This window comes from Lentzea aerocolonigenes (assembly GCF_000974445.1).
Classification (GTDB): domain Bacteria; phylum Actinomycetota; class Actinomycetes; order Mycobacteriales; family Pseudonocardiaceae; genus Lentzea; species Lentzea aerocolonigenes.
In genome coordinates this window covers 334,687-351,324 of the sequence record NZ_BBOJ01000006.1, presented here as the reverse complement: position 1 = coordinate 351,324, position 16,638 = coordinate 334,687, and the positions used below count along the sequence as shown (strand labels likewise).

At 70.4% G+C, this 16,638-nt stretch carries 4 protein-coding genes; all 4 read left to right on the top strand.

Going from position 1 to position 16,638, the window contains the following annotated elements; all coding sequences use genetic code 11:
* Positions 1-248: 248 nt before the first annotated feature.
* The 4 genes from AOM45_RS14425 to AOM45_RS14410 are packed head-to-tail and all read left to right on the top strand — an operon-like array spanning position 249 to position 16,631.
* Positions 249-11,969: a non-ribosomal peptide synthetase gene (locus AOM45_RS14425; protein ID WP_081902540.1), complete on the top strand. Its 11,721-nt coding sequence runs from the start codon at positions 249-251 to the stop codon at positions 11,967-11,969.
* Positions 11,970-11,981: 12 nt separating this feature from the next.
* Positions 11,982-12,992, top strand: coding sequence for a guanitoxin biosynthesis L-enduracididine beta-hydroxylase GntD (gntD, locus tag AOM45_RS14420; protein ID WP_030471430.1), 1,011 nt, complete (start codon positions 11,982-11,984; stop codon positions 12,990-12,992).
* A gap of 14 nt (positions 12,993-13,006) precedes the next feature.
* Entirely contained in the window at positions 13,007-14,854 is a 1,848-nt protein-coding gene (locus AOM45_RS14415; RefSeq protein ID WP_035912611.1) for an ABC transporter ATP-binding protein, read from the top strand.
* Entirely contained in the window at positions 14,847-16,631 is a 1,785-nt protein-coding gene (locus AOM45_RS14410) for an ABC transporter ATP-binding protein (protein ID WP_051784340.1), read from the top strand. Before AOM45_RS14415 ends, AOM45_RS14410 begins: the two co-directional genes overlap by 8 nt.
* The last annotated feature ends 7 nt before the right edge of the window (positions 16,632-16,638 follow it).

Genomic DNA, 16,638 nt, shown 5'->3' with positions numbered 1-16,638 from the left:
TCGGGCCGGACCGAGGCACCGAGAAACAGCGGGCATTCAGGGCACTGGCGTTTCCGCAACTGGGGCAGTGAATTGCACGGCGCCGGCAGGCTTTATTTTGGCGCGCCGTTTTCGTGAGGCGATGGCCGTTGTGAATGATCTGTATTCGAATATTCTATGCGTGGTGATAATTCCTTGCTCTGTAAATGACCGCTGTGTAAAACGGTTGTTAGGAAGAGGGATTGGGGCGGGGACCCTTGATTGAAGACATGTATCCGTTGGCACCTGTTCAACAGGGCATGCTTTTCCACGTCCTGGAGGCGCAGTCGGACGGGGGCGTCTACTGGGCGCAGGGCCTCTACGAATTCGACGGGGTGCTCGACCTCGACGCCATGAGGCGTGCCTGGGAGCTGGTGATCGCCCGCCACGCGGTGCTGCGCACCGGCTTCGTGTGGGAGGGCGTGCCCGAACCGCTGCAGGTCGTGATGAGCGACGTCCGGGTGCCGTTCGAGGTGCACGACTGGACGGCCGTCACCGACCAGCAGGCCGCGCTGGAGGAGCTGCTCGCCCGCGACCGCGCCCAGGGTTTCGACCTCACCAAACCCCCGCTCATGCGCGTGCACGTCATCAACGACGGCACCAGCCATCACCGGATGGTGTGGGCCCTCTACTCCGGACTGTGCGACGGCTGGAGCGTGCCCGTCGTCCTGGAGGAGGTCGGTGCCGCCTACGACGCCCTGTGCCGCGGCAGGAAGCCCGTCCTCGAACCGGTGCGGCCCTACCGCGACTTCATCGCCTGGCTGGGCAAGCGCGACCGTGCGGAGGCCGAGGCGTTCTGGCGGAACTACCTGGCCGGGTTCGACGTCCCGACGGCGTTGCCCGTCGACCGGTCGGTGCGCGACCACTGGGCTCAGGGCCGCCGCCGCGTCGAGCTGCCCCTGGACCTGACCGCCGGGATCATGGACCTCGCCCGGCGCAGGCGCGTCACGCCCTCCACGGTGATCCAGGCGGCGTGGGCGCTCCTGCTCGCCGCCTACTCGGGTGACGACGAGGTCGTCTACGGCCTCACCGTGTCCGGCCGCCCCGCCGACCTGCCCGGCGTCGAGTCGATGGTGGGCGTGTTCATCAACACCCTGCCGGTGCGCGTGCGGGTGTCGTGGGAGCGCACGTTCGCCGACTGGCTCGGCGAGCTCCAGGAGAACCAGGTCGCGGTGCAGCGCTACGAGTTCACCGCGCTGACGGACATCAAGCGGTGGTCGGAGCTGCCGCGGGGCAGCGGTGTCTTCGACAGCATCGTGGTGTTCGGCAACTACCCGCAGGCGCTGTTGGCCGAGGAGGAAGAGGAGGGCGACGAGGACCGCTTCGGCGCGCTCGACTCCATCGAGCAGGTCAACTACCCGATCGCGTTCGCAATCGACCTGGAGGACACGCTCAAGATCGAGGCTGAGTTCTCGGTGGGCGCGTTCGACGAGGCCACCGTCGACCGGCTGCTCGACCAGGTGCAGGCGGTGCTGGGCAGCGCGGTGGCACAGCCCGACCGGCTGGTGCGCGAGGTGACGCCGGAGCCCGTGACCGGGTGGGGCGTGGGGCCTGTGGTGGAGGAGCCGTTCGTCGGCTTGGCCGAGCGGTTCCGGCTGGCGGTAGGGCGGTTCGGGGATCGGGTGGCGGTCGGTGGTCTGACCTATGCCGAGCTGGGTGAGCGGGTGGCGCGGGTGGCTGCCAGTTTGCGGGCCGCTGGTGTTGGCGAGGAGACGCGGGTCGGGCTGTGGTTCGAACGGTCGGTCGACCTCGTGGTGGCGCTTCTCGGTGTGGTGCAGGCCGGTGGAACGTATGTGCCGCTTGATCCTGCGTTGCCGCACGGCCGGTTGCGTGATGTGCAGGTCGCTGCCGGGGTCGAGCTGGTCGTGTCCCGTGGCGATTACGCCCTCGACGGTCCGCGCGTCCTCGACTTCGTGGATCTGGTCAGCGGACCCGCCGAGTGGCCGGAACTCGTTGCTGTGCCTGGGCGTCTGGTCTACACGATGTTCACCTCGGGCTCGACCGGAGTGCCGAAGGGCGTGGAGGTCACCGAGGAGGGCGTTCTGCGGGTCGTGCTCGATCCTGCCGTCGCCGCTGTGCCCGGTGACGTGGTCGCGCACATGGCGGCGGTGTCGTTCGACGCGTCGACGTGGGAAATCTGGACGGCGTTGCTGAACGGCGCCACGCTCGCGGTGGCGTCCGCGAACCTCGCTGAGCGACTGGACGTTGCCAGGTTCTACGCGTCGCACGGCGTCACCTTGTCGTTCATGACCACCGGTTTGTTCCACCAGCTGGCGGACACCGATCCCGCTGTGTTCGCCGGGCATCGCCTGGTGCTGGCCGGTGGCGAGGCGATGTCGCCGGTGCAGGCCCGCAAGGTGCTGGACGCGAACCCTTCTGTGGCCATCTACAACATGTACGGTCCGACTGAGTCCACTGTGTACGCGTCGTTCCACGACATGCACACCGGACGACTCGGTCCGTCGTCGGTCCCGATCGGCACCGCGTTGCGCGGCTTGCGTTTCTACGTGCTGGACCGCTGGCTCCAGCCGACGCCGGTCGGTGTGCCGGGTGAGCTGTACATCGGTGGCATCGGGTTGGCGCGTGGCTATGCGGGTCGGCCGGATCTTGCCTCGGAACGGTTCGTGCCTGACCCGTCCGTGCCCGGTGCGCGGATGTACCGCACGGGCGACCTGGTGCGGTGGGGTGCGGACGGTGCGGTCGACTTCGTCGGACGCACGGACGACCAGGTCAAGATCCGCGGGTTCCGGGTGGAGCCGGGCGAGGTCGAGCACGTGCTCGCCGGCCACCCGGACGTCGCCAACGCCGCCGTGATCGTCACCGACAAGCGGCTGATCGCCTACGTCGTGAGCACCGCGCAGCCGGCGGACCTCCGCCGGTTCCTCGCCGAGCGGCTGCCCGAGTTCCTGGTGCCGTCGGCGATCGTGCCGCTCGACGAGCTGCCGTTGAACCCCAACGGAAAACTCGACAAGCGCGCGCTGCCTGACCCCGGCGCTCCCGAGACCACGTACGAGCCGCCCAGCACCGACGCGGAACGCACGCTCGCCGCGGTGTGGGAAGAGGTGCTCGGCGTCGAACGTGTTGGTGTGCACGACAACTTCTTCGAGCTGGGCGGCGACTCGATCGTGAGTCTCCAGATCGTGGCGCGGGCCCGTGCCGCCGGACTGGGCCTGGCGATCGCCGACGTGTTCACCCACCAGTCCGTGCACGAGTTGGCCGCGCACGTCAGCACGGCCGCACCTGCGGCGGTCGATCAGGGTGCCGTGAGCGGACCGGTGGCCTTCACGCCCATCCAGCGCTGGTTCCTCCGCGAGGAGCTGCCCGAACGCGACCACTTCAACTGGTCCGGGATGTTCGAGCTGGCACCGGGAACCGATGCGGGCACGATGCGGGCCGCGCTCGGCACCGTCGTCGCCCACCACGACGCCCTGCGGCTGCGTCTGGACGACGGTGCGCAGGAGAACGCGGCGGCCGAGACCGCCGAGCTGGTGACCGTGCTCGACGCCGGCGACCTGGACGGCCAGGCGCTGGACGAGGCCGTCACCGCCGCCATGACCACCGCGCAGACGTCGTTGAGCCTCACGGACGGACCGCTGCTGCGTGCCGTGTACGTCGACCGCGGCGACCGGCCCGCGTGGTTCGGCCTCACCGTGCACCACTACGTCGTGGACGCGGTCTCCTGGAACGTCCTGCTGGAGGACCTCGACACCGCGTACTCCGGTGGTGCGCTCGGCCCGAAGACCACCTCGTACCAGGAGTGGGCGGCCGCGCTGGAGGCGTTCGACCCGTCCGGCGAGCTGCCGTGGTGGCGCGAGGTCGTGCGGACGACCACCGCCGTGCCCACCGACCTCGACGGCCCCAACACCGAGGACTCCACCGAGTCCGTCCGGGTCGCCCTCGACGCGGACCGCACCTCGGCGTTGCTCACCCACGCCCACCGCGCCTACCGCACCCAGGGCCACGAACTGCTGCTCGCCGCACTGCTCCAGGTGCTCGGGCGGTGGACCGGCAGCAGCGCCGCCGCCATCGACCTGGAGAGCCACGGCCGCGAGCCGATCGCCGACGGCATCGACCTCAGCCGGACCGTCGGCTGGTTCACCGCCATCCACCCCGTCGGGCTGCACCACACCGACCTCGGCGACATCGGCGGTGTGATCAAGGCGGTCAAGGAACAGCTGCGCGCCGTGCCGCGCCGCGGTGTCGGCTACACCGTGCTGCGCGAGCGGGACGAGCAGCTCCGCAACGCCCCGGCGCGCCCGGTCGTCTTCAACTACCTCGGCGGTGTGGACGCCGTGGAGGACTCGGACGGCGGCCTGTTCGCCCGTGAGCTCTCCGAGGAGCTGTGCGGCCCGGCCGAGGGAGAGGGCGGACTGCGCTCGCACGTGCTCGGCGTCGAGGTGACCCAGGCCGCCGACGGGACTCTTTCCGTGGAGTGGCAGTACAGCGCGAACCTCCACCGGCGTTCGACGATCGAGCGGCTCGCCGAGGCCTACGTGCGGGCGCTGGCAGATCTCGTGGACCACTGCCGGTCCGGCGCACACGGCCTGACACCGTCCGACGTTCCGCTGGCAGCCCTGGAACAGTCCTCTTTGGACGCTCTGGTCGCACGTGCGCCCGGACTGGTCGACGTCTACCCGTTGTCGCCGTTGCAGCAAGGAATGCTCTTCCACGCCGTCGAGTCACCGGACAGCGGCGTCTACTGGACCCAGGACGTGCGAGAGCTGACCGGTGAGCTGGACGTCGACGCCGTGCGCGCGGCCTGGCAGCTCGTCCTCGACCGGCATCCCGCACTGCGCACCGGCTTCGTGTGGGAGGGCGTGCACGAGCCGCTCGAGGTCGTCTTCGGTGACGTCGACGTGCCGTTCGAGGTGCACGACTGGTCGGCTGTCACCGATGTCGACGCCGCCATCGAGGAACTGCTGGCCCAGGACCGCGCACGCGGCTGCGATCTCTCTTCCGCACCGCTGCTGCGCGTTCACCTGGCTCGCGGACGCGATCGGCACTGGATCCTGCTGGCGTTCCACCACCTCTACGCCGACGGCTGGAGCATCCCGCTGCTGTGGGACGAGGTCACCGCCGCCTACCGGCGCGAGTCCCTGCCTCCCGCACGGCCCTACCGCGACTTCATCGCCTGGCTGAGCCGGCGTGACTCCGTTGAGGCGGAAGCGTTCTGGCGCGAGTACCTCGCCGGGTTCGACTCACCGACGCCGTTGCCGGTGGACCGCGTGGTGCGCGAGCACTGGGCCCAGGGACGGCGTGAGCTGGCATTGCCCCGTGACGTCACGGCGGCACTCGTGTCGCTGGCCCGCGAGCGGCGGGTCACCCTGTCGACGGTCGTGCAGGCGGCGTGGGCGGTGCTGCTGTCGGCCTACTCGGGCGAGGACGACGTCGTGTTCGGCCTCACCGTGTCCGGGCGCCCGGCCGAGCTGCCCGGCGTGGAGTCGATCGTCGGCCTGTTCATCAACACCCTGCCGGTGCGGGTGCGGGTGGCCTGGGAGCGCACGTTCGCCGACTGGCTCGGTGAGCTCCAGGAGAACCAGGTTCTCATGCAGCGCCACGAACACACACCGCTCGCGGAGATTCAGCGCGTCTCCTCAGGTGGCCTGTTCGACAGCATGCTCGTGTTCGGCAACTACCCGCAGGGTGCGATGCCGGAGGAGGGCGAGGAGGACCCGGAGGAGCTGTTCGCCTCGATCGACTCGGTCGAGCAGATGCACTACCCGATGATTCTCGCGGTCGACCTCGAAGCGACGCTGAAGGTCGAGGCGAACTACTCGGCCGGCGCCTTCGATCCGTCCACTGTGGAGCGGTTGCTCGGGCAGCTCGCCGAGGTGCTCACCGCGGTCACCCGCACGCCTTCCGCCGTCGTGCGCGAGGTGACGCCGGAGCCCGTGACCGGGTGGGGTGCGGGGCCTGCGGTGGAGGAGCCGTTCGTCGGCTTGGCCGAGCGGTTCCGGGTTGCGGTGGAGCGGTTCGGGGACCGCGTGGCGGTCGGTGAGCTGACCTACGCCGAACTGGGTGAGCGGGTGGCGCGGGTAGCCGCCGGTCTGCGGGCTGCCGGTGTTGGTGAGGAGACGCGGGTCGGGCTGTGGTTCGAGCGGTCGGTCGACCTGGTCGTCGCGATCCTGAGCGTGGTGCAGGCGGGTGGGACGTATGTGCCGCTTGATCCCGCTTTGCCGCACGGCCGGTTGCGTGATGTGCAGGCCGCGGCCGGGGTCGAGCTGGTCGTCTCCCGTGGTGACTACGCCCTGGAAGCACCGCACGTCGATCTCGCGGAGTTGCTCACGTCGGGTGCCGAGTGGCCGGAACTCGCCGCTGTGCCGGGACGTCTGGTCTACACGATGTTCACCTCGGGCTCGACCGGTGTGCCGAAGGGTGTGGAGGTCACCGAGGAAGGCGTCTTGCGGGTCGTTCTCGACCCGGCCGTGGCCGCTCAGCCCGACGACGTCGTGGCGCACACCGCCGCGGTGTCGTTCGACGCGTCGACGTGGGAGATCTGGACGGCGTTGCTCAACGGCGCCACGCTCGCAGTGGCGTCCGCGAACTTGGCCGAACGACTGGACGTTGCCACGTTCTACGCCTCGCACGGCGTGACGTTGTCGTTCATGACGACAGGGCTCTTCCACCAGCTGGCGGACACCGATCCGGGCGTGTTCGCGGGACATCGTCTGGTGCTGGCCGGTGGCGAGGGGATGTCGCCCGTCCAGGCCAGGAAGGTGCTGGACGCGAATCCTTCTGTGGCGATTTACAACATGTACGGTCCGACTGAGTCCACTGTGTACGCGTCGTTCCACGACATGCACACCGGACGGCTCGGCCCGGCCACCGTGCCCATCGGCACCGCGTTGCGGGGCTTGCGTTTCTACGTGCTGGACCGTTGGCTCCGGCCGACGCCGGTCGGCGTGCCGGGTGAGCTCTACATCGGTGGCACTGGGTTGGCGCGTGGCTATTCGGGTCGGCCGGATCTTGCCGCGGAACGGTTCGTGCCTGACCCGTCCGTGCCCGGTGCGCGGATGTACCGCACCGGCGACCTGGTGCGGTGGGGCGCTGACGGTGCGGTCGACTTCGTCGGGCGCACGGACGACCAGGTCAAGATCCGCGGGTTCCGGGTCGAGCCGGGCGAGGTCGAGCACGTGCTCGCCGGGCACCCCGACGTCGCCAACGCCGCCGTGGTCGTTCGCGAGCTTCCGCAGGGCAAGCGGCTGGTGGCCTACGTCGTGGGCGCAGCTGAACCGGCGGACCTGCGCGGCTTCCTCGCCGAGCGGCTGCCCGAGTTCCTGGTGCCGTCGGCGATCGTGCCGCTCGACGAGCTGCCGTTGAACACCAACGGAAAACTCGACAAGCGCGCGCTGCCGTTGCCCGACGCGCCGGACTCCTCTGGTCACGAGGCGCCCGGCACCGACGTCGAACGCACGCTCGCCGCGGTGTGGGAAGAGGTGCTCGGCGTCGAGCGCGTCGGCCTGCACGACAACTACTTCGAGCTGGGCGGCGACTCGATCATCAGCCTCCGGATCGTGGCCAGGGCCAGGGAAGCGGGCCTGGAGCTGCGGATCGCCGACCTCTTCACGCACCAGACCGTGCAGCAGCTCGCCGCTCACACGGGCGTCGTGGTCGACTCCACCGCCACCGCAACACCGTTGGTGGACCTGGAGTCGCTGCACGTACCGGGCCTCGTCGACGCCTACCCGTTGTCGCCCATGCAACAGGGCATGCTCTTCCACGTGCTGGAGGCGCCCGCCGACACCGCGGTGTACTGGGCGCAGGACGTGCGCGAGCTGCGCGGCCCGCTCGACGTCGCCGCCCTGCGGGAGGCCTGGCGGACCGTCGTCGGCCGGCATCCCGCGTTGCGCAGCGCCTTCGTGTGGGAGGGCGTCGACGAGCCCGTGCAGGTCGTCATCGGCGAGGTCGACGTGCCGTTCGAGGTGCTCGACTGGACTTCCGCGGCGGACCCGGACGCCGCGCTGGACGAGCTGCTCGACGCCGACCAACGCCGCGGGTTCGACGTCACCACCGCGCCACTGCTGCGGGTGTACGTGGCGGATCTGGGCGAACGGCAGTGGGTCGTGTTCACGTTCCACCACCTCTACCTCGACGGCTGGAGCATCCCGCTCGTCTGGGACGAGGTGATCGCGGCCTACCGGGGGGAGCCCCTGCCGGCCGTGCGTCCCTACCGCGACTACATCGCCTGGCTGCGGGAACAGCCCGCCGCCGACGACTTCTGGCGCCAGTACCTCGACGGCTTCACCTCGCCCACCGCTCTGCCCGTCGACCGCACCACGCGGCTGCACTGGGAGCAGGGCAGGCGGCACCGCGAGCTGCCGGAAGACGTCGCCCTGGCACTGGAAGCCCTGGCACGACGTGAGCACGTCACGATCAGCGCCGTCGTGCAGGCGGCGTGGGCGCTGCTGCTGGCGTCGCACAGCGGTGAGGACGACGTGGTCTTCGGGCTCACGGTGTCGGGGCGTCCCGCTGCTCTGGCGGGTGTCGAGTCGATCGTCGGCCTGTTCATCAACACACTGCCCGTGCGGATCGAGGTTCCGCGCGACCGCACGCCGTTCGACGAGTGGCTGCGGACGGTTCAGGACGGCCAGGTCGCCGTGCAGCGCTTCGAGCACTCGCCGTTGGTCGACATCCAGCGGGTGGCCGGGGTGCCGCGGTTGTTCGAGAGCATCGTCGCGGTCCAGAACCTGCCCGGCGGTGTCGACGACGGGGACGACGCGGACGAGTTCGACTCACCCGCGTTGCTGGAACAGGGGCGTTATCCGCTGAAGCTCGTCGTCGACGTCGACGGTCAGCTCGCGCTGCTGTGCGAGTACTCCACGGGCGCGTTCGACGACGCCACCGTGGAGGCGTTGCTCGACCAGCTCGAACGCATCCTCACCACCGTCGCCGGCGCGCCCGGCACACCTGTGCGCGAGATCGCGTTGCTCGACGACGACCAGCGCGCCGAGGTGCTCGCGTGGAGCTCGTCGGAGCCCCGCGAGATGCCCGCGGCACACCTGGCCGCCTTGTTCGGGCGCCAGGTAGCGGCTGACCCGGACCATCTGGCGCTGCGCGGTAGCGGTGTCGAGCTCACCTACGCCGAGCTCGACCGCCGGGCCTGTGCGGTCGCGGAACGGTTGCGCGCCAACGGTGTCGGTGCCGGCACGCGGGTCGGGCTGCACTTCGACCGGAGCGCGGAGCTGATCGTGGCGATGCTCGGGGTGATCGGGGCGGGCGGCAGCTACGTGCCGCTGGACCCGGCCCAGGGGACGGCGCGCACGAGGCAGATGATCGCCTCGGCGGGTGTCCGGCTCGTGGTGTCCGCGGGTGACCGGCCTCTCGACGTACCCGGCGTGCGCGTGCTCGACCTTCCCACCGCCGAGACCGAAGGTCCGCTACCAGTGGTCGGCGGCCCCGCCTGCGAGCTGTACGTGCTGTTCACGTCGGGCTCCACCGGCGTCCCCAAGGGCGTGTCGCTGACCCACGAGGGCGTGGCCAGGGTCTGCACCGATCCCACCTTCGGCGTCGGGCCCGGCGACGTCGTGTCGCACCTCGCGGGCATCGGCTTCGACACCGGCGCGTTCGAGATCTGGCTGGCACTGCTCAACGGCGCCACCCTCGTCGTCGGACCCACGGACCTCGCCGAGCGGATGGACGTCGGCAAGTTCCTGCGCCACCACGGCATCACCGCCTCGCTGCTCACCACGGGCCTGTTCCACCAGCTGGTCGAGACCTCGCCCGACGTGCTCGACGGCCTGCGCCTGCTCGTCGTCGGCGGCGACGCGCTCCAGGCACAGCACGCCCGCACGGCCCGCGAGCGCCGGCCGGAACTGCGCATCGTGAACGCCTACGGGCCCACCGAGACCACCATGACGTGCACCGTCCACACCCTCGACGAGGTCGGTGCGCAGGTACCGATCGGCAAGCCGTTCGCGGGGATGCGGGCCCACGTGCTCGACCCGTGGCTGCAGGTGCTGCCGCCCGGTGTGACGGGCGAGCTGTTCGTCGGAGGTCCCGGCGTGGCACGGGGTTACGTCGGCCGTCCGGACCTCACCGCGGAACGCTTCGTCCCCGATCCCACCGGCACCGGGGAACGCCTGTACCGCACCGGGGACCGGGCGCGCTGGCGGTCCGACGGCACGCTGGAGTTCCTCGGCAGGACCGACGACCAGGTCAAGATCCGGGGGTTCCGGGTCGAGCCCGGCGAGGTCGAGGCGCTGCTGACCCGGCGCGACGACGTGCGGGCCGCCGCCGTCGTGGCCACCCAGGGATCCGGGAAGCGTCTCGTGGCCTACGTGGTCACCGACGCCGACACCGCGGAACTGAGGACGTTCCTGCGCGAGCGGCTGCCGGACTACCTGGTGCCGTCGGCGTTCGTGACACTGGAAGCCCTGCCCCTGACGGCCAACGGCAAGCTCGACCGCCGTGCCCTGCCTGCACCCGCCGCCGCGGAGACCGACGCGTACGTGGCCCCGCGCACCGACGCGGAACGGGCGCTGGCCGACATCTGGGCGAAGCTGCTCCAGACCGACCGCGTCGGCGTGCACGACAACTTCTTCGACCTGGGAGGCGACTCGATCGCCGGTCTCCAGGTGGTGGCACGCGCCCGTGCCGCGGGTCTCGGCCTCGCGGTGGCGGACCTGTTCACCCACCAGACGATCGCGGAACTGGCCACCACGACGACCACCCCTGTCGTCGTCGAGGAGGGCCCGGTCACCGGACCGGTACCGCTGACCCCGATCCAGCGATGGTTCACGACGGCCACGATCGACGACCGCAACCACTGGAACTGGTCGGGACTCTTCGAGCTGACCCCGAACGTCGACGCCGCACGGCTCGCCGCCGCGCTCGCCACCCTGGTGACCCACCACGACGCCCTGCGCACCCGCCTGCACCACGGGCCCGACGGCTGGAGGCAGCACGTCGCCGAGCCCGGCGAGGCGGTCGCGTTCGCGATCGTCCAAGGCGATGTCCAGGAGCACATGGACGCGCTGCAACGGTCGCTCGACCTCGCGAACGGGCCTCTGGTGGCAGCCGTGCTGTTCGACCGCGGCGAGGAACCGGCGTGGCTCGGCCTCGTTGCGCACCACCTGGTCGTGGACGGCGTGTCGTGGAACGTCCTGCTGGAGGACCTCGACGCGGCCTACCACGGCGAACCCCTCCCGCCGAAGACGACGTCGTTCCGGCGGTGGGCCGAGTCGGTCGCGGCCTTCGCGGGCAGCGACGAGGTTCGGGCCGAACTGCCGTACTGGCTCGCGAAGGCGGAGACGGCCTTCACGCTGCCGGTCGACGCCACCGGCGCCAACACCGAGGACTCCGCCGCCGTCGTCGAGGTCGCCGTCGACGCGGCGGGACTGCCGAACGCCCAGGTCCTGGATCTGGTCCTGGCCGCGCTGCACCAGACGCTGGGGGAGTGGGCAGGCACCGACACGGTCGTCGTCGATCTCGAACACCACGGCAGGGAAAGCTTGGCGCCCGGCACCGACCTGTCCCGCACGGTCGGCTGGTTCACCTCGGTCCACCCGCTGGTGCTCCGGCACGACGACCTGACCGACCGCGCCGGACTCGTCCTAGCCGCCGCGGAAAGCCTGAAGTCCGTGCCACGCCACGGAGTCGGCTACGGCGCACTGCGCCACCTGACCCCGGACGACCAGGACGTGCGCCGCCTGCGCGCGGCCCCCGACCGGCAGGTCAACATCAACTTCACGGGCGGGCTCGACGCCGTGAACGACGACGGGAGCAGGGGCCTGGTCGTCGACGAGTTACCGGGTGACCTGTGCGGCGAGAGCACGAGCGGAGGCTTGCGCCCGTACGCACTGCACCTGGAGATCGAGCGCACCGGCGAGGGAGATCTCCTCGTCGAGTGGCACCACAGCACGAACCTCCACCGGACCGAGACCGTGCGGCGGGTCGCCACCCGCTTCCAGCACGCCATGGAGGGCCTGATCGAACACAGGAAAAGGAATTGAGGGGAGCAGTCCTTGTCCACGTCGAAGAGGATCTATCACCTGACGGCCGAGGAGGCCGCCGAGGTCGAGAACCTGACACTGCGCATCGCCAAGGAGTACTCGGGCCCGGAGGACGAGCAGCTGCTGCGCGACCTTCCGCTGCTCGCCACCGAACTGCCCTTGGGCCAGCGCCGCTTCCTGCGTGACTTCGCGCTGGAGGACGAGCTCGGCTACTGCGTGGTCCGCGGCCACGTCATCGACGACGAACGCATCGGCCCGACACCGCAGCACTGGCGCGGCCGGCCGACGCCGACGCCGGAGTTCGCCGAGGAGATCCTCCTGCTGCTGCACGGTTCTCTGCTCGGTGAGCCGTTCGGCTGGAAGACCCAGCAGGACGCGCGGCTCGTGCACGACATCTTCCCCATCAAGGGTTTCGAGACCGAGCAGATGGGGATCGGCAGCACCGACACGCTCACGCTGCACACCGAGGACGCCTTCCACCCGTGGCGCGCCGACTACCTCCTGCTGGAGTGCCTGCGCAACCCGGACCGGATCGCCACGATCGTCTCGGAACCGGATCTCACGACGCTCGCCGCCGAGCACCTGGACCTCCTGCACGAGCCGAACTTCCTGATCCGGCCGGACGACTCGCACCTGGCGAAGCACAACGTCACCGAGGGCGTCGACGCCGAGTTCGCCGAGATCGCCGAGATGAAGGCCGACGACAACCGCGTCGCCGTGCTCTACGGGTCCCACAAGCACCCGTACATGCGCCTCGACCCGTACTTCATGGAGACCCCTCGCGACCCCGCCGCACGCGAGGCCCTGGAGGCGGTCAACGAGCTCCTGGAGTCGTCCTGTTTGGACGTCGCCCTCGAGCCGGGGGACGTCCTCGTCATCAACAACCACCGGCTCGCGCACGGCCGGCAGGCGTTCCAGGCCCGCTACGACGGCACCGACCGCTGGCTCAAGCGGGTCAGCATCACCACCGACCTGCGCAAGTCGCACGAGCGGCGCGCCTCGGCGACCGCCCGCCTGATCTGACGGACACGGACCTCATGCCGAACCCGCTCCACAACCTCCCGCCCACCGCCAAGGGCATCCTCGCCGTCCTCCGAGTCCTGCCACGGGTCAGCCGGCCGCGCACGGCACTCCTGGCGGGCGGGGTGGTGGTGAGCGCCGTCCTGCCCATCGGGATCGCCGTCCTGACCGGCCTGCTCATCGGCGCGATCGAAGGTGCCGCGCGCGACGGTGCGGACTCGGCCGCGGCCGGGCGGGTGGGCACCCTGCTGGTCGCCGTCGCGATCACGATCCTCGTCGAGCGCCTGACGTCACCCCTGCTGCGGGCCACCGTGTCCACGCTCGGCCGCGACGTCGACCGGTACCTGCAGGAGGTGGTGCTCACGGCGCTGGCCAGACCGAGGGGCATCGCCCACCTGGAGGACCCGGCCGTGATCGACGAGATCCGCATCGTGCGGGGCCTCGGCATGAGCGCGTACCGGCCGGGCCAGACCGTCGAAGCCCTGCCGGAGGTGCTCACGTCGTGGCTGCGGGCCGTCGGCTCGGCGGCCGTGCTCACCTGGTTCCACTGGTGGCTCGGCCTGCTGTGGCTCGTGGTCTGGCCGATCATCGTCTACCGGATGCAGCGCGACTACCTCCGCGTCGGAGAGGAGGGGTTCGGGCAGAGCGCCCAGCTGCGGCAGGCCGAGTACGTCCGCGACCTGGCGCTGGATCCACCGCCTGCCAAGGAAGTCAGGCTCTGGGGCGTTCTCGGCTGGCTCGTCACCCGCTTCGACACGTTGTGGCAGGCCGGTGTCGGCCCGATCCGCAGGGCGCGGCGGCCGCGGCCGGGCATGGTGCTCGGCTCCGCGTCCGCGATCCTGGTGATCAACGCCCTGTCCTACGCCCTGCTGGCGTACGCCGCGGTGCGGGGAGACCTGACGCTCGCCGCCCTCGCCGTGTTCGTGGAGGCACTGGCCAACGCCAACGACTACGCGGTCGGCGACGAGCACCTGTACCTGTCGCACGCCGCCGTCACCGTGCCCAAGGTGCTGTCCCTGGAGAAGCGTCTCGCCGACAGCGCGCCCCCGGAGTCCGGTCTCCCCGTCAACCCGGACGTTCCGGTGCAGGAGATCCGCTACGAGGGCGTGTCGTTCCGCTATCCCGACACCGAACGCGACGTTCTCAGTGGACTGGATCTCGTGGTCCCGGCAGGGGGATCGTTGGCGGTCGTCGGTGACAACGGCGCGGGCAAGACCTCGCTCGTGAAGCTGCTCGCCGGTTTCTACGAACCGACAGCGGGCAAGATCACCGTCGACGGCGCCGACCTCGCCAGTCTCGATTCCGAGGCGTGGCGCAGGCAGGTGGCCGTGCTGTTCCAGGACTTCACGCGCTATCACCTGCCGGTGCGCGACAACATCGGTCTCGGAGCCCCCGAGCACGCGGGCGACGAGGACATGCTGCGCCGCGCCGCCGACCGCGCGGGGATCGGTGACCTGATCGAGTCGTTGCCGAACGGCTGGGACACCGTGCTGTCGCAGGCCTACACCGATGGTGTCGACCTCTCGGGCGGGCAGTGGCAGCGCGTCGCACTGGCCCGCGCGATGTTCGCCGTCGAGGCGGGCGCCAAGGTGCTCGTGCTCGACGAACCAGCGGCGGCACTGGACGTGCGGGCGGAAGCCGAGCTGTACGAACGGTTCCTGGACCTCACCCAGGGGCTCACCACGATCCTCATCTCGCACCGCTTCTCCACTGTGCGGCGTGCCGACCGGATCGTGGTCGTGTCCGGCGGGCAGGTCGTCGAAGCCGGTGCGCACGACGAGCTGCTCGACCTGGACGGCCGCTACGCCCACCTCTTCCGCCTGCAGGCGGAACGGTTCCAGCCCGCGGGAGGCCTCGATGCGTGACACCTGGCGGGCCTTCGTCACCACGATCAGCTTCGGTTTCCGCGCGGCGCGCTGGTACGCGTTCTTCCAGATCGCGACCGAGATCGCGCTCGCGCTCACCGGCCCGATGATCGCGTACGGCGCCAAGGTCCTCGTCGACGCCGCCACTGAACGCGACCTGAACCTCGCGCTCACCGCGGGGCTCGGCATCGCCGCCGCCACCGGGCTGCTCATCGTCGCCCAGTACTACAACGCCCACTGCGTGTTCGCGGTCCTCGAACGCACCCAGGCGTTGTCCGACCGCACCCTCATGCGCCTGCTCGGCGGGATCGACAGCCTGGCACCGCACGAGAACCCCGAGTACCTCGACCAGATCCAGCTGTTGCGCGAGGAACGCGAGAGCCTGGCCGAGATGACCAACGCCACGGCGGGTCTGATCAGCGCCTTCGTCGGGTTCGGCGCCACGGCGGTCCTGCTCGCCGAGGTCCACCCGGCACTCATCTCGTTGGCGCTGCTGGCGTTCATCTCGTTGTGGATCACCAGCCGGGCCAACGACCTCGCCGTCGACGCGCAGGAGGACACCGGCGAACCGGAACGCCTGCGCCGCCACCTGTTCGACATCGGCACGAACGCCGGTGCGGGCAAGGAGCTGCGGGTCTTCGGGCTCACCCGCGAGCTGGTCCGGCGTCACCACGAGGCGTCCGGCGAGGTGCTCGACACCCGCAACCGCGCGGCCTGGCGAGGTGCCGCACTCAAGAGCGTCGACGCCGTGATCAACGCGGCCGGGTTCGTCGGTGCGGTCGCGCTGGTCGTCTGGCTCGCCGTGAAGGGCCAGGCCACCGTCGGCGACGTCGTCCTGGTCGTCGGGCTCACCATCGAGATGGCCGCGGTCGTCGCCACCTCGGTGGGCTACAGCGGTGACTTCCTGTGGTGCCTCAAGCAGGCGCGGCGCTACGTCTGGCTCGAACGGTTCGCCGCCACCAGCGGCAAGCGGCCGGACGAGCCAGCCGCCCCGCCCGCGTCGCTGAGCCGCGGCATCGACCTCGTCGACGTCACCTACCGGTATCCGGGCAGCGAACGCACGGTCCTCGACGGTGTGTCCCTGCATCTGCCCGCCGGGTCCGTGGTGGCGCTGATCGGCGAGAACGGCGCGGGCAAGTCCACCCTCGTGAAGCTGCTGTGCGACTTCTACGAACCGGACGGCGGCGAGATCCTGGTCGACGGCGTGGACCTGCGCCGCATCCCGACCCGCGAGTGGCGAACCCGGCTCACCGGCGCCTTCCAGGACTTCGTGGAGCTGCAGCTCCTGGCCCGCGAAACCGTTGGTGTGGCGGACATCGACCGGATCGACGACGACGCGGCACTGCACGCGGCTCTCGAACGGGCCGGCGCGACCTCGGTCGTCGAAGGCCTGCCGCGCGGCCTCGACACCGGACTGGGCCGAGCGTGGGACGGCGGCGTCGAGCTGTCCGGTGGGCAGTGGCAGAAGCTCGCCCTCGCCCGCGGCCTGCTGCGCACCGAGCCGTTGCTCGCGGTGTTCGACGAGCCCACCGCCGCGCTCGACCCGCAGACGGAGCACGCGTTGTTCGAGCGCTTCGCCGGTGCGGCCAGGGCAGGGCGGTCCAGGGGAGCGGTGACGTTGCTGGTGTCGCACCGCTTCTCCACGGTGCGCATGGCCGACCTGATCGTCGTCCTCGACGGCGGCCGCGTCCGCGAGATGGGCAGCCACGAGCAGCTCATGGCCCACCCCGACCTCTACGCCGAGCTGTACGAGCTGCAGTCCTCGGCCTACCGATGAAAGGCAC

Bases quoted from the DNA above. Each gene is read 5' to 3' on its own strand.
- AOM45_RS14425 (WP_081902540.1), top strand. From the start codon at position 249: ATGTATCCGTTGGCACCTGTTCAACAGGGCATGCTTTTCCACGTCCTG.
- AOM45_RS14415 (WP_035912611.1), top strand. From the start codon at position 13,007: ATGCCGAACCCGCTCCACAACCTCCCGCCCACCGCCAAGGGCATCCTC.
- AOM45_RS14410 (WP_051784340.1), top strand. From the start codon at position 14,847: ATGCGTGACACCTGGCGGGCCTTCGTCACCACGATCAGCTTCGGTTTC.